Genomic DNA, 18,787 nt, shown 5'->3' with positions numbered 1-18,787 from the left:
CTCCTCGCAGTGACGGGGGCGACGGCGCCCCCCGTCATCGCGAGGGCCGCAGGCCCGTGGCGATCCAGGGCGGTAGACTGCCGCGTCGGCTTCGCCTCCTCGCAGTGACGGGGGCGGCGGGGCAGCCGCGGCGGTGACGGCCGGGGCGAGCCACCGGATCCTCCCCGATGTTGCGGTCCTCCCCTTTGCCCTACACCCCTTCTACCCAACCTGCCAACCTGCCAACCTGCCAACCTGCCAACCTGCCAACCTGCCAACCTGCCAACCACGGAAATTGTGGCAAACTTCCCACACACCCGCCGCGGGAGGACAGCACACCATGGACCGACTCAAGCAATTCCTGGATCGCGCGGAACAACTGCTCGACCGCCTCGAACCCCTGCTGCCGGCGCAACCCGACATCCCCTGGGACCAGGTGAGCGCCCTGCGCTGGAGTCGCGAAGGCCACCGTGCCGGCCTAGTGCCGGTGCGCCACCCCCACCGCATCGCGCCGGAGGCGCTCAAGGGGATCGACCGCCAGCGGACCGCCCTCGATCGCAACACCCGCCAATTCCTCCGGCAATTGCCCGCCAACAACGCCCTGCTCTGGGGCTCCCGCGGCACCGGCAAGTCCTCTCTGGTCAAGGCCCTGCTCACCCGCTACGCCGACCAGGGCCTGCGGCTGGTGGAACTGGACCGCTACCACCTGCCCGACCTGCCCCTGCTGCTGGAACAACTGGCCGACCGCCCCGAACGCTTCATCCTCTTCTGCGACGACCTCTCCTTCGAGGCCGACGACCCCGGCTACAAGGCCCTCAAGGCCGCCCTGGACGGCTCCATCAGCGTGGCACCGGAGAACGTACTGATCTACGCCACCTCCAACCGCCGGCACCTGCTTCCGGAATACCACAGCGAGAACGAACAGACCCGCCTGGTGGACGGAGAGATCCACCACGGCGAGGCGGTGGAAGAAAAAATCTCACTCTCCGAGCGCTTCGGTCTCTGGCTCTCCTTCTACCCCTTCGATCAGGAGGCCTACCTGGAGATCGTCTTCAGCTGGCTGAAACGGCTGGGAGCGACCGCGGACGACCCGGAGCAGATCCGCGCCGAGGCACTGCGCTACGCCCTGGGACGGGGCTCACGCAGCGGCCGGGTGGCCTGGCAGTTCGCCCGCGACTACGCCGGACGACGGGGACTGGCCGACCCGGTTTAATCCGCCCCGCGCAGGATACGGATCAGGCCGCAAGAACTCGCGTCGAGATCCGCCGCCGGGTCCGTCTCACCGGTCACCGCCGGCAACAGCGCCCGGGTCAGTTGCTTGCCCAGCTCCACCCCCCACTGATCAAAGGGATTGATATCCCAGATCGACGCCTGCACGAAGGTGCGGTGCTCGTAGAAGGCGATCAGGCGCCCCAGGTTGTAGGGATCCAGACGGGGGAAGACCAGCGTGTTACTGGGCCGGCCACCGGGTATCTCCCGGTGCGCCAATAGGGCCTGGCGCTGCTCTTCGTCCACCCCGGCGCGGATCATCTCACCGGCCAGAGTGGCACGATCACGCCCGGTCATCAGCGCCCGGCCCTGCCCCAACGCCTGCGCCTGGGCGACACCGTGAAAGACCGCAAGACCGGAGGCATCCTCCCGGCTGATCAGGAAATCCACGGCCACCGGGCAACTGCCCTGGAACAGCAGCTGGGCAAAGGAGTGCTGGGCGTGGAAGCCCGTCTCGCCGAACACCACAGCGCCGGTGTGGTAGTCCACCGGCCGACCGCCGCTGTCCACCCGCTTGCCCAGGCTCTCCATCTCCAACTGCTGCAGCCAGGCGGGCAGACGGGCCAGGCGCTGGTGGTAAGGCAACACACAGTGGGTGTGGGCACCGAGGAAGTTGATCGACCAGACCTGGAGCAGACCGGCGATCACCGGCAGATTCACCGGCAGCGGCGCCTCCTCGAAATGGCGGTCCATGGCGTGCATGCCGGCGAGGAAATCCTGAAAATGCCGCATGCCCACCGCGAGCGCCACCGGCAGTCCCATGGCAGAGGCCACGGAATAGCGCCCCCCAACCCAGTCCCAAATGCGGAACCGCTGCTCCTCCGGGATACCGAAACGGGCCATCCCCTCCTCATTGGCCGACACCCCCACCCAGTGGCGGGCCAGGTGCGCCCCCTCCGGTGCGCAGGCCTCCAGCCAGTGCAGGGCCGCCCGGGCATTGAGCAGGGTCTCGCTGGTGGTGAAGGACTTGGAGGCCACGATGAAAAGCGTGGTGGCCGGGTCGAGCCGCCGGATCAGATCCTCCAGCTGCACCCCGTCGGAGCCGGAGGCGAAATGCATCCGCGGCGCCTCGCGCTGATGGAACCGCGACAGCGCCTGGACCGCCATCGCCGCGCCAAGCTCCGAGCCGCCGATACCCAGGTTGACCACATCGGTGAAGGGCCGGTCGTCCCAGCCGTGGACCAGACCCCGGTGCACACGGTCGACGAAACGGGTCATGCGCGCCAGCTCGGTGCGCACCGCCGCCCGGGCATCGGCCCCGTGTACCGGGAAGGCCGACCCCTCAGGCGCGCGCAGCAGGGTGTGCAGCGCCGGCCGGCCCTCGGTGGCATTCACCGGCTCCCCCGCGAACAGGGCCCGGATCCGCTCCGGAAGCCGCCGCTCGCGGGCCAGCTCCAACAGCAGATCGCGGGTGGTCTCATCCACCGGCTGGCGGGCGTAGTCGAAAAACAGCCCGTCCAACTGCAGGCTGAAACGACGGAAACGCTGCTCGCCCTGCGTGCCCTTCAGCGGCGGCCGCCAGCCACGCAGATCACCGGCCCGTGCCCCGAGCGCCTGCCAGGCGGCGGACTCGGTCAGTCGCGGTACCGCACTGTCGCTCATACCCGCCTCAGATGAGCGTATCGACGCTCTCGCCCCGGCCGATACCATAGTAGACGAAGCCTGCGGCCAGCATCTTCTCCGGGTCGTAGAGATTACGGCCGTCAAAGATCACCGGCTCGCTTAGCAGCCGCCGCATACGGTCGAAATCGGGGCTGCGGAAAACCTGCCACTCGGTGCAGATGATCAATGCATCCGCCCCCTCCAGGGCATCATAGGGGCTGCCGCAGAGCTCCAGCCCGGCCTCATCGGGGTAGAGTCTGGCGGCCTCGTCCTGCGCCTCGGGGTCGTAGGCGCGGACCCGGGCACCGGCATCCCAGAGCGCCTCCATGATCACCCGCGAGGGCGCCTCGCGCATATCGTCGGTGTTGGGCTTGAAGGCCAGGCCCCAGAGGGCAAAGGTGCGCCGCTCCAGGTTGTCCTCGAAATAGTGGCGGATACGGCGCACCAAATGGCGCTTCTGGCGGTGGTTCACCGCCTCCACCGCATCCAGCAGCTCCGGCTCGTAGTGCGCCTGGCGCGCGGTGCGGGCCAGCGCCTGCACGTCCTTCGGGAAACAGGAGCCGCCGTAGCCACAGCCGGGATAGATGAAGTGGTAACCGATGCGCGGATCAGAGCCCATGCCCCGGCGCACCTCCTCGATGTCCGCTCCCAGACGCTCGGCCAGGTTGGACAGCTCGTTCATGAAGCTGATCTTGGTGGCCAGCATGGCGTTGGAGGCATATTTGGTCAGCTCCGCCGAGCGCACGTCCATGAAGATCAGCCGGTCGTGGTTGCGGTTGAACGGGGCGTAGAGGTCCCGCATCAGGGCAACCGCCGCCGGGTTCTCGGCCCCGACGATGATGCGATCCGGCTTCATGAAGTCCTCAATGGCGGCCCCCTCCTTGAGGAACTCCGGGTTGGAAACCACATCGAAGGCCACATCCACGCCGCGCGCCTCCATTGCCTCGAGGATGGCGGCATGGACCCGGTCGGCCGTGCCCACCGGGACCGTGGACTTGTCCACCACCACCCGGTAGTCGTCGATGTGCTCGCCGATGGTGCGGGCCACTGCCAGTACGTGGCTGAGATCCGCCGACCCGTCCTCGTCCGGGGGCGTGCCCACGGCGATGAACTGGAACTGACCGTGAGCCACGCCCTCGGCGGCGTCCGTGGTGAAGCGCAGCCGGCCCTCATCCATGTTGCAGGCGAGCATGTCCTCCAGGCCCGGCTCGTAGATCGGCACCTCGCCGTCATTGAGCTGCTCGATACGCTCCTCGTCGATGTCCACACAGAGCACATCGTTGCCGGCCTCGGCAAAGCAGGTGCCGGTAACCAGACCCACGTAGCCGGTACCAAAGATGGTGATCTTCATGTCGTCCCCAATTGCTTGCTGTTCGCGGCGCGGCGGGCCGCTGTTCCCTCAGCGCGTACTGAGTTCCAAGTGTTATAGACCGTCACTAGCGGTACATTCTAGCGCGAACCCGGTCTCATGCAGCCCCAGGCTTCGCGGCCCTGACCGGGAGCGCGCCCGTACCGCGTCCCGCGGACAGGGTAACCCGGCAGGGTGTCAGCCGGGTTAATAGTGCGGGGGCCGCTCCTGCTGCGGCTCGCCCCCGCCACCGTCCTCGCTCCGGCGCACCATCCGTTCCACCAGCGCCTCCAGCTGCCGGTAGCGCGCCGTCAGCTCATCGAGCTGGCGTTGCTGACGGTAGATGACACCGTCCAGCTCACCGATAGTGTGCTCCTGGTGGGCCAGTTTCTCCTCCAGGCGGAACAGGTGCTCCGCGCTCACAGTGCCCCGGTTACTCATTGGCCCCTCCCTCTCCGGGCGCTGGTCTTGCCACCGCCCCCCGCATACCATTGAATCTCACCGACCACCAGTACCGGAGGTCCCCATGGAGTGGTTGCTAGCCCAGGAACCGCTGGTACGCCTGGCGGCCTTCGCCGGCATCTTTGCGGCCATGGCCGCCTGGGAGTTGCTGGCCCCACGCCGCCGGCAGCAGTTCGGCCGCCGCCAGCGCTGGCCCCACAACCTGGCGATCGTCATTGTGGACAGCCTGGCCGTGCGTCTGGTTTTTCCGGCCGCCGCGGTGGGCGTGGCCCTGTTCGCCGAGGCCCATGGCTGGGGGCTGTTCCACCTGCTGGACTGGCCCTTCTGGCTGGTGGTGCTGCTCAGCGTCATTCTGCTGGATTTCGCCATCTGGGCCCAGCATGTCATGTTTCACGCGGTGCCGGCACTCTGGCGGCTGCACCGGATGCACCACACCGACCTGGAGTTCGACGTCACCACCGGCCTGCGCTTCCACCCGCTGGAGATCCTGCTCTCCATGGTGATCAAGGCCGGGGTAATCGTCATGCTGGGGGCGCCTGCGGTGGCGGTCCTGTTGTTCGAGGTGCTGCTCAACGCCACCTCCCTGTTCAACCACGGCAACGTCCGGCTGCCGGCGCGGGTGGACCGGGTCCTGCGCTGGCTGGTGGTGACCCCGGAGATGCACCGCGTCCACCACTCCTGGCACCCCAACGAGACCAATTCCAACTTCGGCTTCAACCTGCCCTGGTGGGACCGGCTGCTGGGCACCTACCGGGCCCAGCCGCGGGACGGGCACCTGGGCATGACCATCGGCATCAATCTCTTTCGCGACGCCCGCGACCTGCGCCTGGACCAGCTGCTGATCCAGCCCTTCCGCGGCCCGACCCACAGCTATCCCATCAACGCGCGGCCGGAACGGGCCGACGGGGAGCGGGGCAAGGGCGGTTAGACGTTGAACCGGAAGTGCACCACGTCGCCCTCGGCCAGGACGTAGTCCTTGCCCTCCAGGCGCAGTTTGCCGGCCTCCTTGGCCCCCTGCTCGCCATTGCAGGCGACGAAGTCATCATAGCTGACCACCTCGGCGCGGATAAAACCACGCTGGAAGTCGGTATGGATGCGGCCGGCCCCCTCAGGCGCCGTCGCACCCCGGCGGACGGTCCAGGCCCGCACCTCCTTCTTGCCGGCGGTGAAGAAGGTCTGCAGCCCAAGCAGGCGGTAGCCGCAGCGGATCACCCGGTTCAGCCCCGGCTCCTCCAGCCCGTACTCGGCCAGAAACTCCGCCTTGTCCTCGTCGTCCAGCGCGGCCAGTTCCGCCTCAATGGCGGCGCACACCGGCACCACCTCGGCGGCCTCGGCCCGGGCCAGTTCGCGGACCTGATCGAGGAGGGGGTTGTCCTCGAAACCGTCCTCGGCGACGTTGGCGATGTACATCAACGGCTTGATGGTGATGAGGTGCAGATCGGCGATCAGCGCCCGTGCGGCCTCGTCCAGCGCCAGGCTCCGCACCGAGTGGCCCTCGCCCAGCCCGTCGCGCACCCGCAGCAGCACATCGCGTTTGGCCACCGCCTCCTTGTCACCGCTCTTGGTCTGGCGCTCCACCCGGCTGAGGGCCTTCTCCACCGTCTCCAGGTCCGCCAGGGCCAGCTCGGTGTTGATGGTTTCGGCGTCGGAGATCGGGTCCACCCGGCCGTCCACATGGTGGACGTCGTCGTCCTCGAAACAGCGCAGCACCTGGGCTACGGCATCGGTCTCGCGGATATGGGCCAGGAACTGGTTGCCCAGGCCCTCGCCCTTGCTCGCCCCGGCCACCAGGCCGGCGATGTCCACGAACTCCATGGTGGTGGGGATGACCTTCTCGGGTTTGACGATCTCCGCCAGCCGGTCCAGCCGCGGATCGGGCACCGGCACCACCCCCACGTTGGGGTCGATGGTGCAGAAGGGGTAGTTCTCGGCGGGGATCTCCGCCTGGGTGAGGGCATTGAACAGCGTGGACTTGCCCACGTTGGGCAGCCCCACGATTCCGCATTTGAAACCCATAACTCTCTCCGTCAGGACCGGGAGTGCAGGCGCTGGCAGGCACGCCCCCAGTCGCCGGCGAGCAGCCATTCCACGCAGTCGGCCAGCTCCTCCACGGCGTCGGCGATGGCCCGTCGCTCGTCGGGCGCGGGCCGCGACAGCACGTAGGGCACCACACCGTCGCGATGACCGGGATGGCCGACGCCGATCCGGGCACGGCAAAAGCCCCGCTCGTTGCCGAGGGCCCGGATAATATCGCGAAGGCCATTGTGGCCCCCATGCCCGCCGCCCTGTTTCAGCTTGACCTGACCTGGCGGCAGGTCGATCTCGTCGTGGACCACCAGGATCGACTCCGGTGGCAGCCGGAAGAACTGGGCGTAAGGCCCCACCGCCTGGCCGCTGCGGTTCATGTAGGTCTGCGGCCGCATCAGTCGGCACTGATGCGGCCCCAGGTGAAGGGTCGCCAGATCGGCGTGGTAGCGGCGCTCGGGCCGCAGCGCCCCGCCGTGGCGGCGCAACAGCTCGTCCAACAGCCAGAACCCGGCATTGTGCCGGGTTCCCGCGTAACGATCGCCGGGGTTGCCCAGGCCGACGATCAGCTGAATGGGCTGAGGGCTGTCAGTCATGGGCACCCCCGTTCAGGCCGGCGGCGAGGCACTCAGTCCTCGGCGCCCTCCTCGCCTTCCTCACCCTCGGCCGCCTCGTCCTCGTCGGCCTTGGCCTTGCGGCTGGCGTGAATGGACACCACCGGGTGGTCGTGGTCCGCACCCTGAACGAGCTCCGGGATCTCCACCCCGGCCGGCAGCGGCACGTCGGAGAGGTGGATGGCGCTGCCCAGCTCCAGCGCGGAGACGTCCACCTCCAGGTACTCGGGCAGGTCCTTAGGCAGGCAGGCGATCTCGATCTCGTTGAGATCGTGGTGGATGATACCGCCGGCCTTGATGCCCGGGGCCTTGTCCTCGTTGACAAAGTGAACCGGCACCGAGGTATGCACCTTCTCGCCCGCCACCACCCGCTGCAGGTCCACATGCTCGACCAGCGGCTTGAAGGGGTGGCGCTGCAAGTCCTTGACGATGACCTGCTCACTCTTACCGTCCAGGTTGACGGTGAGGATCTGGGAGTAGAAGGCCTCTTCCTGCATCAGTCGGTCCAGCTGCAGCAGGTTTAGGGTGATGGCCTGGGGCTCCTGGTGACCGCCGTACATGATGGCGGGCACGCGCTTGGCACGGCGCAGGCGGCGGCTCGCACCTCTCCCTGTCTCCGTGCGCAGCTCGGCGTCGAGTTTCATTTCAATGGCAGACATGGGTCCTCTCCATACAAAACACCGCCTCCCCCGCGACCAGGTTCGGCGGCTTGTGATAAAGGGCCGCCCGGCGGACGGCCCCGCGTTTGAAATCGGGTCTTACTCCACGAACAGCTCGCTGACCGACTCGTCCTGGCTGACGCGCCGCATGGTCTCGGCCAGGATGTCCGCAATGGACAGCTGGCGGATCTTATCGCAGGACTGGGCCTCGCTGCTCAGCGGGATCGTATTGCTCACCACCAGCTCATCCAGGTGGGACTCGCTGATCCGGTTGATGGCATTGCCCGACAACACCGGGTGGGTAATGTAGGCCACCACCTTGAAGGCGCCCTTGTCCTTGAGCACCTTGGCCGCCTCACAGAGGGTGCCGGCGGTATCCACCATGTCGTCGACGATGATGCAGGTCTTGTCCTGCACATCGCCGATGATGTTCATGACCTTGGACTCGTTGGCCCGCGGCCGGCGCTTGTCGATAATGGCCAGGTCGGCGTCGTCCAGTCTCTTGGCAATGGCCCGGGCGCGCACCACGCCGCCCACGTCCGGCGAGACGACGATCTTGCGCGGATAGAGCTGGCGCCAGATATCGCCCAGCAGCATGGGCGAGGCGTAGACGTTGTCCACCGGGATGTTGAAAAAGCCCTGGATCTGGTCGGCGTGCAGGTCCACCGTGAGCACGCGGTTGACCCCGGCCGCCTCCAGCATGTTCGCCACCAGCCGCGCCGAGATGGGCACGCGCTGGGAGCGCGGGCGGCGGTCCTGACGGGCATAGCCGAAGTAGGGGATGACCGCGGTGATGCGGGCGGCGGAGGACCGGCGCAGGGCATCGATGATGACCAGCAACTCCATGAGGTTGTCGTTGCTGGGTGCGCAGGTGGACTGGACCACGAAGACGTCCTTGCCGCGCACGTGTTCGTTGACCTCCACCATGATCTCGCCGTCGCTGAAGCGACCGACCACGGCGTGGCCCAGGCGGGTCTTGAGATGCTCGGCAATGGACTCGGCCAGTTGCGGGTTAGAGTTACCCGCAAACACCATCATGCGTCCGTTGTCATTCACAGCGCACTACCCCGTTGCGGTTGCGGTCCGGTTGAGCCGGCTGCTCGCGGGAAGGGAAATGGCTGGGGCGCCAGGATTCGAACCTGGGAATGCGGGTACCAAAAACCCGTGCCTTACCGCTTGGCGACGCCCCAGTTGTTGATCGGTGCCGACACCGTCGGCTATGTCGGGCCATCCCTGTCGGCGCTGTCCTGCTCACCACGCAACCGCCCAAGCAAGGAGGAGCACGCAACGCCTTGCGCCACGAAACCCTGCCAGGCGGCCGGCAGCCTGTCCAGCGCGGCCCGGGCCTGCGCCTCGCGCTCGAAGGGCGCGAACACGCAGGCCCCCGTGCCGGTCATGCGTGCCGGCGCAAACCGCGACAGCCAACCCAGGGCCTCGTCCACGGCGCGGTAGTGGGCACGCACCCAGGGCTCGCAGTCATTGCGGACCCTCCCGGCGCGAAGGGCCGATATTGTGCTCGGCGCGCTGTCCCTTGTCAAACCCTCCGCGGCGAAGACCTCGGCGGTGGACACGCGGCACCCGGGATGCACCACCAGAAACCAGCGCGACGGGGTCTCAATGGGGGTAAGCCGCTCGCCCACCCCCTCCGCCCAGGCGGTTCGGCCATGCACGAAGACCGGCACATCGGCGCCCAGCCGCAGACCCAGGCCAGCCAGCTCCAGGGTCGACAGGCCGGTGCCCCAGAGCCGGTTCAAGGCTTGCAGCACGGTGGCGGCGTTGGAGCTGCCGCCGCCCAGGCCGCCGCCATCGGGCAGGCGTTTGTCCAGCACGATGTCCGCGCCGAGCCGGCAACCGGTGGTCTGTTGCAGCAGGCGGGCGGCACGCACGGTCAGGTCCTGGTCCGGCGGCACGTGATCCAGTCCGCCCCGGCGCCGCAGCTCACCGTCGGGGCGGACCCGGAACGCCAGTTCGTCACCCCGGTCCAGGATCTGGAAGGCGGTCTGCAGCCGATGATAGCCGTCGGGGCGGCGGCCGAGGATGTGCAGGAAAAGGTTAATCTTGGCCGGGGCCGGCCAGTGGCGGGACCAGCTCATGGTGCCAGGCTCCAATCGCGGATCACCACCCGCACGCTGTCCTCGCCGCGGGAGATGTCCAACCGCCGGGGCAGTGGCAGGCCGTTGGTCTGGCTCCAGTCCCGGTAGACCACCTCCCAGCCGGCCTGATGCAGCCGCTCCGGTCGCCCGGCCGGGTCGAGGTCCAGCCGCTCCACCTCAGGCCCCGGGGCGTCGAGGCCACGCAGCCAGTAGCGCAGGGCGCTGACGGGCACCTGGTAGCCGGTGAACCAGGCCACCAGGGTCTCGGGGTCCGGGGCGTACTCGCGGTCACCGGCCGAGGTGGTCAGCCAGACCCCCTCCGGCCCGCCCTCCAGCCGCGCGCTGCCGGCACCCAGGGGGGCGCGCAGGTCCACTTGGTAGGTCTCTCCGCGCTGGCGCCATTCCAACGACAGGCTGCCGGCATCGTCCGCAGTGCGCAGGGCGGCACGCCCGCTCGCGTCCCAGTCGGTCTGCGCCCGCAGTCGCTCGACCGCCTCCTGGTAGCGGGCCTTTGGGTCGTCCACCGGCTCGGGGAGGGTGGCGCAGGCGGACAGCACCAGCGCCGCCAGGCCGGCAATAAGCAGACGCCCGCGCCTCATGGCCGCAGCCGCTCCAGGGTCTCCCGCAGTACCGGGTGGTCGGCTTCCAGTTCCTCGGCGGCCTCCCAGATGGCGCGCGCCTCCTCTCGGCGGCCCAGCACCCAGAGCACCTCGCCCAGGTGGGCGCCAATCTCCGGATCCGGCTGCCGGGCCCAGGCCCGCTCCAGATAGTCGAGCGCAGCCTCCGGCTTGCCCAGACGGTAGAGCACCCAGCCCTTGCTATCGAGAATCGCCGGATGGTCGGGCTCCTGTGCCAGCGCACGGGCGATGAGCTCGCGGGCCTCCTCCAGGCGCTCACCGGCATCGGCCAGGGTATACCCCAGGGCGTTCAGGGCGTGGGCGTCGTCCGGTTCATCGGCCAGAATGGCGCGCAGGTCCGCCTCCGCCCCGGCCAGATCCCCCGTCTCCACCCGCGCCAGGGCACGGGCGTAGAGCAGGCTGTGGTCCCCCGGCTCCGCCTCCAGGGCGTCATCGAGCAACGCCACCGCCTCTCCGGCCCGGCCCTGACCGGACAACAGATGGGCCTCCTGGGTCCAGGCCCGGGTGCGCTCCGCCGGGCGTTGCTCGCGCACCGCCGCCAGCCGCTCCCGGGCCTGCGTTTCGCGGCCGTCGTCCATCTCCATGCGCGCCAGCGCCAGTTGCGCGTCGGTCCAATACTCACCGGGCACCCGCTCGTACCAGGCACGCGCCTCCTCCCGGTTACCCTCCTGCTCGGCGATGCGGCCCAGACGGTAAAAGGCCTCGGCACGCTGATAGGCCCGCTTGGCAATGAACTGCCAGTATTCTCGGGCCTGGTCCCAGCGGCGCAGGTCGGTGGCGAGAAGGGCTGCCGCATAGGCCACCTCCAGGTCATCGGGGCGCTGCGCCATCAACACCTCGAACTCCTCCAGGGCGCGCTCGCGATGCCCCATGTTGACCAGCAGACGGGCGTGCAGCATCCGCAGGCTGCGGTCCTCGGCATCCTGGGCCAGCAGCGCCTCCACCACGTCCAGGGCGGCCTCGGGCCGGTCTAGGTTGACCAGCGCTTGCACCTCCAGCATCCGCGGCGCCTGCCAGTCCGGGTCCAGCTCGGCGGCTCGGCGGGACGCCTCCAGGGCAGTCTCCAGGCGCCCCAGTTGCATGGCCGCCCGGGCCAACGCCACCTGCGCGCTGGCGTGGCCGGCGTACTCATCCGCCAACCGCTCCAGCACCTGGAGTACGTCGTCCGCCCGCGCCTCACGGCCCATCAGCTCACCCAGCCCTTGAAAGGCCTGGCGCACCTCGCCGTCCAACGTCTCCAGGTAGCGCGACAGGTGGTGGTAAGCACGATCGGGCTCGCCGGCGCGCAGGTGCAACAACCCCAGCAGCCGATCCACCTCGGCGTTGTCGTCATCCAGGGCATCCCAGCGCTGCAGCGCCGCCAGGGCATCGTCGAGCCGCCCCTGGATGATCGCCAGCTGCGCGGCCTGTTCAGCCGGCCGGGTATCCCGGGTAAGATGCATGGCCTCCAGATAGGCGGCCAGGGCCTGGTCGGCGTCGCCGCGGTGGCGCGCCATCTCGGCCACCATCATGGTGTAGAGCAGCCGCGCCTTGGGGTCGTCCTCCCAGGGGGGCAAGTCGCTGACCACCGCGACGGGCGGCTCAACGGGGGTGGGCGCGGAGTCGGGGGCGACGGACGCGCAGCCGGCCAGCACCGCCAAAGCGGTGAGCGACAGGAGCAGCCGGTGGCCGATACCAAGCCGGCGCCATGGTGTCAGGCGGTCTTTCTGCATTCCAATGCTGCCCTCGGGGATTTAAAGCGTTACCATAGCGATGATGCCCGATGCACCTGTGCAACACCAGCCGGGGGACCGGGTGCCGGCCGTTTTGACAAGCCACCGGCGCGAATTACGCCGCTGACACGTAGCCATTCATGTCTCTTTTCGCCTTGGGCCTTAACCACAAGAGCGCCCCCGTGAACATCCGGGAGCAGATCGTCTTCGCGCCGGACGCGGTTACGGCGGCACTGCAGCATTTGCGCGCTCACACCACCGCGCGCGAGGCGGCCATCCTGTCCACCTGCAACCGCACCGAACTTTACGTGCGGATGGACGACCGGGCACCGGAGATGCTGGGCGAGTGGCTGGCACGCTACCACCGGTTGGACCCGGAATGGCTGCGCGACTATCTCTACCTGCACGAGGGTGCCGGCGCGGTCCGCCACCTGATGCGCGTCTCGGCTGGCCTCGACTCCCTGGTGCTGGGCGAGCCGCAAATCCTCGGCCAGGCCAAGATCGCCTATCAGGGCGCCATCGACGCCGGCACCATGGGCCGCGTGCTGGACCGGCTCTTCCAGCACGCCTTTTCGGTGGCCAAACAGGTCCGGACCGACACCGGCATCGGCGCCAATCCGGTCTCGGTGGCCTTCGCCGCCGTGACCCTGGCACGACAGATCTTCGACGACTTCCAAAACCGCACCGCACTGCTCATCGGCGCCGGCGAGACCATTGAACTGGTGGCGCGCCATCTGCGCGAGCAGGGGCTGAAGAACCTCATCGTCGCCAACCGCAACTTGGAGCGCGCCCGCCAATTGGTGGAGCTGGAGGGCGGCGAGGCCATCCCCTTGAGCGAGATCCCCACCCGGCTCCCGGAGGCGGACGTATTGGTCGCCTCCACCGCCAGCCCGCTACCCATCCTGGGCAAGGGCACGGTGGAGCGGGCAGTACGCAAGCGCCGGCACCGGCCCATGTTCATGCTGGACCTGGCCGTGCCGCGGGATATCGAGCCGGAGGCCGGCAACCTGGACGATGTCTACCTGTACACGGTGGACGACCTGCGCGAGGTGATTGCCGAGAACCGACGCTCGCGGGAGGAGGCCGCGCACCAGGCCGAGGAGATCGTCCAACGCCAGGTGGATCAATTTCTGAGCTGGCGGCGCGCCCAACAGGCGGTGGCCAGCATTTGTGATTTTCGCGAGCGCGGCCACGCCCACGCGCGCGAGCTGCTGCAACGGGCCAACCGCCGTCTGCGCTGCGGCGAGCCCCCGGAGCGGGTGCTGGCCTGGCTGAGCCACACGCTCACCAACCGGTTGCTGCACGCCCCCACCGTGGGCCTGCGCGAGGCGGCTGAGGCCGGCGACCGCGAGCGCATCGAGCTGGCACGCACCCTGTTGCAGATCGAAAACGCCAACGAGGACACCCGTGAAAGCGTCGATAAGGAACAAACTGGAACGACTCAGGGAGCGGCACGAGGAGATCAGCGCTCTACTGGCTGAGCCGGACACCGCCTCTGATCAGAAGCGCTTTGCTGCCCTGTCACGCGAGTACGCCCAGCTTGAGCCGGTCATCGCCGAGCTGAATCACTACCAGGAAACCGAGCAGGCGCTGGCCTCGGCGCGGGAAATGGCCCGGGACGACGACCTGGAGATCCGCGAGATGGCCGAGGAGGAGATCAGCCAGGCCCAGGCGCGACTCGAGGCCCTGGAGGCCGAGTTGCAAGTCCTGCTGCTGCCCCCCGACCCCAACGACGGCCGCAACCTCTACCTGGAGATCCGCGCCGGCACCGGCGGCGACGAGGCGGCGCTGTTCGCCGGCGACCTGCTGCGGATGTACGCCCGCTACGCGGAGCGCCACGGCTGGCGCCTGGAGGAGATCAGCGCCAGCGAGGGCGAACAGGGCGGCTACAAGGAGGTGATCACCCGCATCAGCGGCGAGGGGGCCTGGTCGCGGCTCAAGTTCGAGTCCGGGGCCCACCGGGTCCAGCGGGTGCCGGAGACCGAGTCCCAGGGGCGTATCCACACCTCGGCCTGCACCGTGGCGGTGCTGCCGGAGCCCGACGCCGTCGAGGACATCACCATCAACCCCGCGGAATTGCGCGTGGACACCTTCCGCGCCTCTGGGGCCGGCGGCCAGCACGTCAACAAGACCGACTCCGCCATCCGCATCACCCACTTGCCCACGGGGGTGGTGGTGGAGTGCCAGAGCGAGCGCTCACAGCACAAAAACCGGGCCCAGGCCCTGGCGCTGCTGCAGGCCCGGCTGAAGAACGCACAGCAGGCCGAGCAGAGCGCCCAACAGACCGAGCAGCGCCGGCAACTGGTGGGCAGCGGCGACCGCTCCGAGCGGATCCGCACTTACAATTTCCCCCAGGGCCGGATCACCGACCACCGCATCAACCTCACCCTCTACCGGCTGGAGGAGATCCTGCAGGGCGATCTCGATCAATTGGTGGAACCGCTGCGCACCGAGCACCAGGCGGACCAACTGGCCGCCCTCGCCGGGGACTGACCCGGCTCAGGTGCCGGGCACCGCCACCCGCGACACCCGGCTGGTCAGGCGACCGTTGGGCCAGAGCTTGACCGTGCGATAACCGGGCAGCCGCGTATCCAAGGCAAAGCGGGCCCGCCCCGGACGGAACTGAAAGCTGGTGGCGGGCGTGCCGAGCAGGCGCAGTGCGCCCTGGCGCCGGTCCAGGGCCTGGTGGATGTGGCCGAAGAGCATCCCACGCACCTGCGGGTGGCGCTTCAGCCAGGCCAGCAGGGTGGCACCATCCTCCAGCCCAATGGCGTCGAGCCAGGCCGAACCGCAGGCCAGCGGGGGATGGTGGCCCGCGCAGAGGGCCGGGCCCTCGTGCAGCAGGAACTCCAGCGCCTCCAGGCGCTGTACCCCCATCTCGCCCTCAACGCGCCCGGGGCGCGAGGTGTCCATCAGTAGCAATTGCCATTCGCCCAGCGAATGGCTGGTGGCACCGGTATCCACGGGGCTGCCGGGGAAGACCCGTGCCAACGCTTCCGGGTCATCGTGGTTGCCAGGCAGGGCCAGTACCCGGTCGGCCAACGGTACCAACCGCTCACGCAACCGCGCCAGCACGGGTTTGCCCAGGTCCTGGGTCAGATCGCCGGAGACCAGCAGCAGATCGGGGCGGGGACCGCGGCCGATGGCCGCCAGCACCGCATCCAGGCTGCGCCAGGGATCCATGCCACGAACCCGCTTGCCGGGGGCGGCACTGAGGTGGCAGTCGGTGATCTGCACCAGCCGTTGTGCGTGCATGGGGGCAACCTGCAGGGGTGATCAGCCACGCCACGGGCCGGGGCGCAGCCCTTGAGAAAATGACAAGGCCCACCCCGGCAGCGCCGGGGTGGGCCTCAGGTTCAGCTCAGCGCTGGCGGGGTCAGGCCACCCGTTGACGCTCGCGGATCTCCTCGAGCGTCTTGCAGTCGATACACAGCGTGGCCGTGGGCCGGGCCTCCAGCCGCCGCAGCCCGATCTCGATACCGCACTGATCGCAGTAGCCGTAATCATCCTTGCGGATCTTCTCCAGGGTCTGGTCGATCTTGCGGATGAGCTTCCGCTCACGATCCCGGGTTCGCAGCTCCAGGGCGAACTCCTCCTCCTGGGTTGCGCGGTCGTTGGGATCGGCGAAGTTGTTCGCGTCATCGCGCATGTGGTGCACGGTGCGCTCCACCTCCTCCTGCAGCTCGCGCTTCCAGGCCAGCAGCAACTGGCGGAAGTGCTCCAGCTGCGCCTCGCTCATGTACTCCTCGCCTTCCTCCGGCTGGTACGGCTCAATGCCGTGCACGGGAAGCCTGCGTTTGTCAGCCATGATGGTGTCCTCCATGGTCACAGCCGCGCCGCGCCGGAAACGGCGTCAGCGCCCGCCGCCTGTATGCCAACCCTTTGTCGGGTTTTGGCACGTTCTTTACATTATTATTGATTCAGTTCACGACGTCGACCCTTCAGGCCGCGGCCCGCCGGGGCAACACCTCGCGCAGCTTTTCCGCCGCCTCCAGCAGACCCTGCTCGGTGGTCGGCCAGTCGATACAGGCATCGGTGATGGAGACCCCGTAGTCGAGGGCAGCGGGATCGGCCCCCAGCTTCTGGTTGCCCCAGCCCAGGTTGCTCTCCAGCATGACGCCCACCAGCGACTGGTTGCCCTCCAGGATCTGGTGCACCAGGTCCTTCAGCACCATGGGCTGCAGCGCCGGGTCCTTGTTGGAGTTGGCGTGGCTGCAGTCGACCACGATCCGCGCGGGCAGCCCCGCCTTTTCCAGCTCCTGCTCGCACAGGGCAATGTGCACGCTGTCGTAATTGGGCTGGCCATGGCCGCCGCGCAGCACCACGTGGCCGTAGCTGTTGCCGCGGGTCCGGATGATACTGCACTCGCCGCGGGAGTTGATGCCCAGGAAGCTGTGCGGATGGGCGGCGGACTTCATGGCGTTGATGGCCACGTCCAGGCTGCCGTCGGTGCCATTCTTGAATCCGACCGGCGTGGAGAGGCCGCTGGCCATCTCGCGGTGGGTCTGCGATTCGGTGGTGCGGGCACCAATGGCCGTCCAGGTGATCAGGTCCTGCAGGTACTGCGGGATGATCGGGTCGAGCGCTTCGGTGGCTGTGGGCAGTCCCATCTCAGCCAGGTCCAGCAGCAGTTTGCGCGCCTGGAACAGGCCATTGTCGATCCGGAAGGAGTCGTCCATGTCGGGGTCGTTGATCAGCCCCTTCCACCCGGTCACCGTGCGCGGCTTCTCAAAATAGACCCGCATGACGATGAACAGACTGTCGCCCACCTGATCACTCAGCGCTTTCAGTTGCTTGGCATAGTCCAGCGCCGCTTTGGGGTCGTGGATGGAACAGGGCCCCACCACCACCAACAGCCGGTGATCCTTGCCATCCAGGATGTTGCGAACGGTCTCCCGACCCTCGACCACCAGACGGCGGGCTTGCTCGCTGAGCGGCAGCTGGGCCTTGATCTCGGCGGGGGTGGGGAGGTGCTCGATCTTCTCGACGTTCAGGTCGTCCACAGTACGATCAGACATAGGCGGTTCGGTGCTCCCGGCCACTACAAGGGCCGACTAGTTGGACACAAGGGCGACATATTAGCCGCTCCAGCCCCTTACCGCCAAACTTACTGTTACGCAAGGCGGGCACCGGCTGCCTAACCCACCTGCCGCAAGGCCTGGCTTCTGCAGTAGCGCACAGGTGCCCCAGCCACTGACTCGGTCGTAACCACCACGGCCTCGACATCGCCCCGGGCCGGAACGTGGTACATGGGTTCCAGCAACAGGCGCTCCAGCTCCGCGCGCAGACCACGGGCACCGGTGCCGCGCTCGGCGGCGCGCCGGGCCAGGGCCTCGAGGGCGCCGGCGGTGAAGTGCAGCTCACAGCCGTCCTGCCGGAACAGTGCCTGGTACTGGCGCAGCAGGGCGTTGCGCGGCCGACTGATGACCTCCAGTAGCTGTGCCTCGCTCAATGCCTCCAGGGTGGTGACCACCGGCAGCCGTCCCACCAGCTCGGGGATCAGTCCGTAGTGCACCAGGTCGTCCGCATCCGGGACTGCCGGCGGTTCGGCGGTCTCGGCCAGGCGGGCCCCGAAGCCCACGCCACCGCCGGCGCGACGCCCGGCCATCTGCTGACGCAGCCCCTGGAATGCGCCGCCGCAGACAAACAGCACGTCGCGGGTGTCCACGCTGTGGACGCCGCCCCCGCGGCCCCGGCGCGGCACGTTAACCACCCGCCCCTCGAGCAGACGCAGCAGCGCCTGCTGCACCCCCTCACCGGAGAAGTCGCGACCGTTACCGCTGCCGCCCGGTGCGCGGCATGCCAGCTTGTCCACTTCGTCCAGAAAGACCATGCCCCGACGCGCGGCGGCAGGATCACCACCGGCGGCCTCCAGCAACCGGACGGCGATGTCATCCACATCGGCCCCGGCATAACCGGCGGCGGTGAAGGTGGAGGCGTCCGCGGTGACGAAGGGCACCTCCAGGTGGCGGGCCAGGCTCTCCAACAGCAGGGTCTTGCCACTGCCGGTGGGCCCGACCATGAGGATATTGCTCTTGGCCACCTCACCGGGCCGGCGGGCACCGCGCCAGATCAGTCGCTTATAGTGGTTGTAGACGGCCACCGCCAACTGGCGCTTGGCCCGTTCCTGTCCGATCACGTAGCCGTCCAGGTGGGCGTGCAGCTGCCTCGGGGTGGACAGACCGGCCAGCTGGTCGGTCAGTGATCCGGTGAATTCGCTGTCCAGCCGCGCCTTGGACTCGGCCACGCAGTCTTCACAGATCCACGCCTCCGCCCCGGCGATGAGCGGCCCAGTCTGGTCCTCGGGGCGCCCACAGAAGGAGCAGTGCGCGTGGTCCTGTCGGTGCTCACCCCTTGCCTGGTGTTGAGGCTCGTGTTCCACCATG

The 18,787-nt window shown here is 68.3% G+C and carries 18 protein-coding genes and 1 tRNA gene; 4 read left to right on the top strand and 15 right to left on the bottom strand.

Annotation, left to right across the window (positions count from 1 at the left end):
• The first annotated feature begins 319 nt into the window (after positions 1 to 319).
• The gene (locus tag MLG_RS01460) at positions 320 to 1,192 is read left to right on the top strand and encodes an ATP-binding protein (RefSeq protein ID WP_011628042.1); all 873 of its coding nucleotides are present in this window, start codon (positions 320 to 322) and stop codon (positions 1,190 to 1,192) included.
• On the opposite strand, the gene pgi is transcribed toward MLG_RS01460, so the two are convergent.
• The 3 genes from pgi to MLG_RS01445 all read right to left on the bottom strand — a co-directional run bounded on the left by pgi (position 1,189) and on the right by MLG_RS01445 (position 4,639).
• Positions 1,189 to 2,850, bottom strand: a complete 1,662-nt coding sequence (pgi, locus tag MLG_RS01455) for a glucose-6-phosphate isomerase (protein ID WP_011628041.1) — start codon at positions 2,848 to 2,850, stop codon at positions 1,189 to 1,191. The genes MLG_RS01460 and pgi overlap by 4 nt on opposite strands.
• A 7-nt stretch (positions 2,851 to 2,857) precedes the next feature.
• Entirely contained in the window at positions 2,858 to 4,201 is a 1,344-nt protein-coding gene (locus MLG_RS01450; protein WP_011628040.1) for a UDP-glucose dehydrogenase family protein, read from the bottom strand.
• Positions 4,202 to 4,405: 204 nt separating this feature from the next.
• Positions 4,406 to 4,639 (bottom strand): SlyX family protein, encoded by a 234-nt coding sequence (locus MLG_RS01445; RefSeq protein WP_011628039.1) that lies wholly within the window; start codon positions 4,637 to 4,639, stop codon positions 4,406 to 4,408.
• An 85-nt stretch (positions 4,640 to 4,724) separates the two neighbouring features.
• Here MLG_RS01445 and MLG_RS01440 point away from each other — a divergent pair, with 85 nt between their 5' ends.
• The gene (locus tag MLG_RS01440) at positions 4,725 to 5,588 is read left to right on the top strand and encodes a sterol desaturase family protein (RefSeq protein WP_011628038.1); all 864 of its coding nucleotides are present in this window, start codon (positions 4,725 to 4,727) and stop codon (positions 5,586 to 5,588) included.
• On the opposite strand, the gene ychF is transcribed toward MLG_RS01440, so the two are convergent.
• The 8 genes from ychF to MLG_RS01400 all read right to left on the bottom strand — a co-directional run bounded on the left by ychF (position 5,585) and on the right by MLG_RS01400 (position 12,401).
• Positions 5,585 to 6,676, bottom strand: coding sequence for a redox-regulated ATPase YchF (gene ychF, locus MLG_RS01435; RefSeq protein ID WP_011628037.1), 1,092 nt, complete (start codon positions 6,674 to 6,676; stop codon positions 5,585 to 5,587). The two genes, MLG_RS01440 and ychF, sit on opposite strands and share 4 nt — an antisense overlap.
• Positions 6,677 to 6,687: 11 nt before the next feature.
• Complete coding sequence (gene pth, locus MLG_RS01430) at positions 6,688 to 7,281, bottom strand: aminoacyl-tRNA hydrolase (RefSeq protein ID WP_011628036.1); 594 nt, start codon at positions 7,279 to 7,281, stop codon at positions 6,688 to 6,690.
• Between the two features lie 32 nt (positions 7,282 to 7,313).
• Positions 7,314 to 7,958, bottom strand: a complete 645-nt coding sequence (locus MLG_RS01425; RefSeq protein ID WP_011628035.1) for a 50S ribosomal protein L25/general stress protein Ctc — start codon at positions 7,956 to 7,958, stop codon at positions 7,314 to 7,316.
• Positions 7,959 to 8,057: 99 nt separating this feature from the next.
• Entirely contained in the window at positions 8,058 to 9,014 is a 957-nt protein-coding gene (locus MLG_RS01420; RefSeq protein ID WP_011628034.1) for a ribose-phosphate diphosphokinase, read from the bottom strand.
• 59 nt (positions 9,015 to 9,073) lie between these two features.
• Positions 9,074 to 9,148, bottom strand: a tRNA-Gln gene (locus MLG_RS01415).
• 27 nt (positions 9,149 to 9,175) lie between these two features.
• Entirely contained in the window at positions 9,176 to 10,051 is an 876-nt protein-coding gene (ispE, locus tag MLG_RS01410; RefSeq protein ID WP_011628033.1) for a 4-(cytidine 5'-diphospho)-2-C-methyl-D-erythritol kinase, read from the bottom strand.
• Positions 10,048 to 10,650 carry a lipoprotein insertase outer membrane protein LolB gene (gene lolB / locus MLG_RS01405; protein ID WP_011628032.1) on the bottom strand — a complete coding sequence of 201 codons (603 nt, stop codon included), beginning with the start codon at positions 10,648 to 10,650 and terminating at the stop codon, positions 10,048 to 10,050. The genes ispE and lolB overlap by 4 nt, the downstream gene beginning before the upstream one ends.
• Complete coding sequence (locus MLG_RS01400) at positions 10,647 to 12,401, bottom strand: tetratricopeptide repeat protein (RefSeq protein ID WP_011628031.1); 1,755 nt, start codon at positions 12,399 to 12,401, stop codon at positions 10,647 to 10,649. The genes lolB and MLG_RS01400 overlap by 4 nt, the downstream gene beginning before the upstream one ends.
• A 140-nt stretch (positions 12,402 to 12,541) precedes the next feature.
• On the opposite strand from MLG_RS01400, the gene hemA reads away from it, so the two are divergent.
• Positions 12,542 to 13,882, top strand: coding sequence for a glutamyl-tRNA reductase (gene hemA / locus MLG_RS01395; RefSeq protein ID WP_011628030.1), 1,341 nt, complete (start codon positions 12,542 to 12,544; stop codon positions 13,880 to 13,882).
• Complete coding sequence (gene prfA, locus MLG_RS01390; protein ID WP_011628029.1) at positions 13,809 to 14,894, top strand: peptide chain release factor 1; 1,086 nt, start codon at positions 13,809 to 13,811, stop codon at positions 14,892 to 14,894. The genes hemA and prfA overlap by 74 nt, the downstream gene beginning before the upstream one ends.
• A 6-nt stretch (positions 14,895 to 14,900) precedes the next feature.
• Here prfA and MLG_RS01385 read toward each other — a convergent pair whose 3' ends face one another.
• The 4 genes from MLG_RS01385 to clpX all read right to left on the bottom strand — a co-directional run bounded on the left by MLG_RS01385 (position 14,901) and on the right by clpX (position 18,786).
• Positions 14,901 to 15,656, bottom strand: coding sequence for a phosphodiesterase (locus MLG_RS01385; protein ID WP_011628028.1), 756 nt, complete (start codon positions 15,654 to 15,656; stop codon positions 14,901 to 14,903).
• Positions 15,657 to 15,777: 121 nt separating this feature from the next.
• Positions 15,778 to 16,209: an RNA polymerase-binding protein DksA gene (gene dksA / locus MLG_RS01380; RefSeq protein WP_011628027.1), complete on the bottom strand. Its 432-nt coding sequence runs from the start codon at positions 16,207 to 16,209 to the stop codon at positions 15,778 to 15,780.
• A 133-nt stretch (positions 16,210 to 16,342) separates the two neighbouring features.
• Positions 16,343 to 17,419 (bottom strand): 3-deoxy-7-phosphoheptulonate synthase, encoded by a 1,077-nt coding sequence (locus MLG_RS01375; RefSeq protein WP_011628026.1) that lies wholly within the window; start codon positions 17,417 to 17,419, stop codon positions 16,343 to 16,345.
• 119 nt (positions 17,420 to 17,538) lie between these two features.
• The gene (gene clpX, locus MLG_RS01370; protein ID WP_011628025.1) at positions 17,539 to 18,786 is read right to left on the bottom strand and encodes an ATP-dependent Clp protease ATP-binding subunit ClpX; all 1,248 of its coding nucleotides are present in this window, start codon (positions 18,784 to 18,786) and stop codon (positions 17,539 to 17,541) included.
• Between the last annotated feature and the right edge of the window lies 1 nt (position 18,787).

The organism is Alkalilimnicola ehrlichii MLHE-1 (assembly GCF_000014785.1).
In the GTDB taxonomy this organism is placed as follows: domain Bacteria; phylum Pseudomonadota; class Gammaproteobacteria; order Nitrococcales; family Halorhodospiraceae; genus Alkalilimnicola; species Alkalilimnicola ehrlichii.
This window is presented reverse-complemented; position numbering and strand designations above follow the sequence as displayed.

Coding starts and splice junctions, on each gene's coding strand:
- MLG_RS01460 (WP_011628042.1), top strand. CDS start 320: ATGGACCGACTCAAGCAATTCCTGGATCGCGCGGAACAACTGCTCGAC.
- pgi (WP_011628041.1), bottom strand. CDS start 2,850: ATGAGCGACAGTGCGGTACCGCGACTGACCGAGTCCGCCGCCTGGCAG.
- MLG_RS01450 (WP_011628040.1), bottom strand. CDS start 4,201: ATGAAGATCACCATCTTTGGTACCGGCTACGTGGGTCTGGTTACCGGC.
- MLG_RS01445 (WP_011628039.1), bottom strand. CDS start 4,639: ATGAGTAACCGGGGCACTGTGAGCGCGGAGCACCTGTTCCGCCTGGAG.
- MLG_RS01440 (WP_011628038.1), top strand. CDS start 4,725: ATGGAGTGGTTGCTAGCCCAGGAACCGCTGGTACGCCTGGCGGCCTTC.
- ychF (WP_011628037.1), bottom strand. CDS start 6,676: ATGGGTTTCAAATGCGGAATCGTGGGGCTGCCCAACGTGGGCAAGTCC.
- pth (WP_011628036.1), bottom strand. CDS start 7,281: ATGACTGACAGCCCTCAGCCCATTCAGCTGATCGTCGGCCTGGGCAAC.
- MLG_RS01425 (WP_011628035.1), bottom strand. CDS start 7,958: ATGTCTGCCATTGAAATGAAACTCGACGCCGAGCTGCGCACGGAGACA.
- ispE (WP_011628033.1), bottom strand. CDS start 10,051: ATGAGCTGGTCCCGCCACTGGCCGGCCCCGGCCAAGATTAACCTTTTC.
- lolB (WP_011628032.1), bottom strand. CDS start 10,650: ATGAGGCGCGGGCGTCTGCTTATTGCCGGCCTGGCGGCGCTGGTGCTG.
- MLG_RS01400 (WP_011628031.1), bottom strand. CDS start 12,401: ATGCAGAAAGACCGCCTGACACCATGGCGCCGGCTTGGTATCGGCCAC.
- hemA (WP_011628030.1), top strand. CDS start 12,542: ATGTCTCTTTTCGCCTTGGGCCTTAACCACAAGAGCGCCCCCGTGAAC.
- MLG_RS01385 (WP_011628028.1), bottom strand. CDS start 15,656: ATGCACGCACAACGGCTGGTGCAGATCACCGACTGCCACCTCAGTGCC.
- dksA (WP_011628027.1), bottom strand. CDS start 16,209: ATGGCTGACAAACGCAGGCTTCCCGTGCACGGCATTGAGCCGTACCAG.
- MLG_RS01375 (WP_011628026.1), bottom strand. CDS start 17,419: ATGTCTGATCGTACTGTGGACGACCTGAACGTCGAGAAGATCGAGCAC.
- clpX (WP_011628025.1), bottom strand. CDS start 18,786: ATGGTGGAACACGAGCCTCAACACCAGGCAAGGGGTGAGCACCGACAG.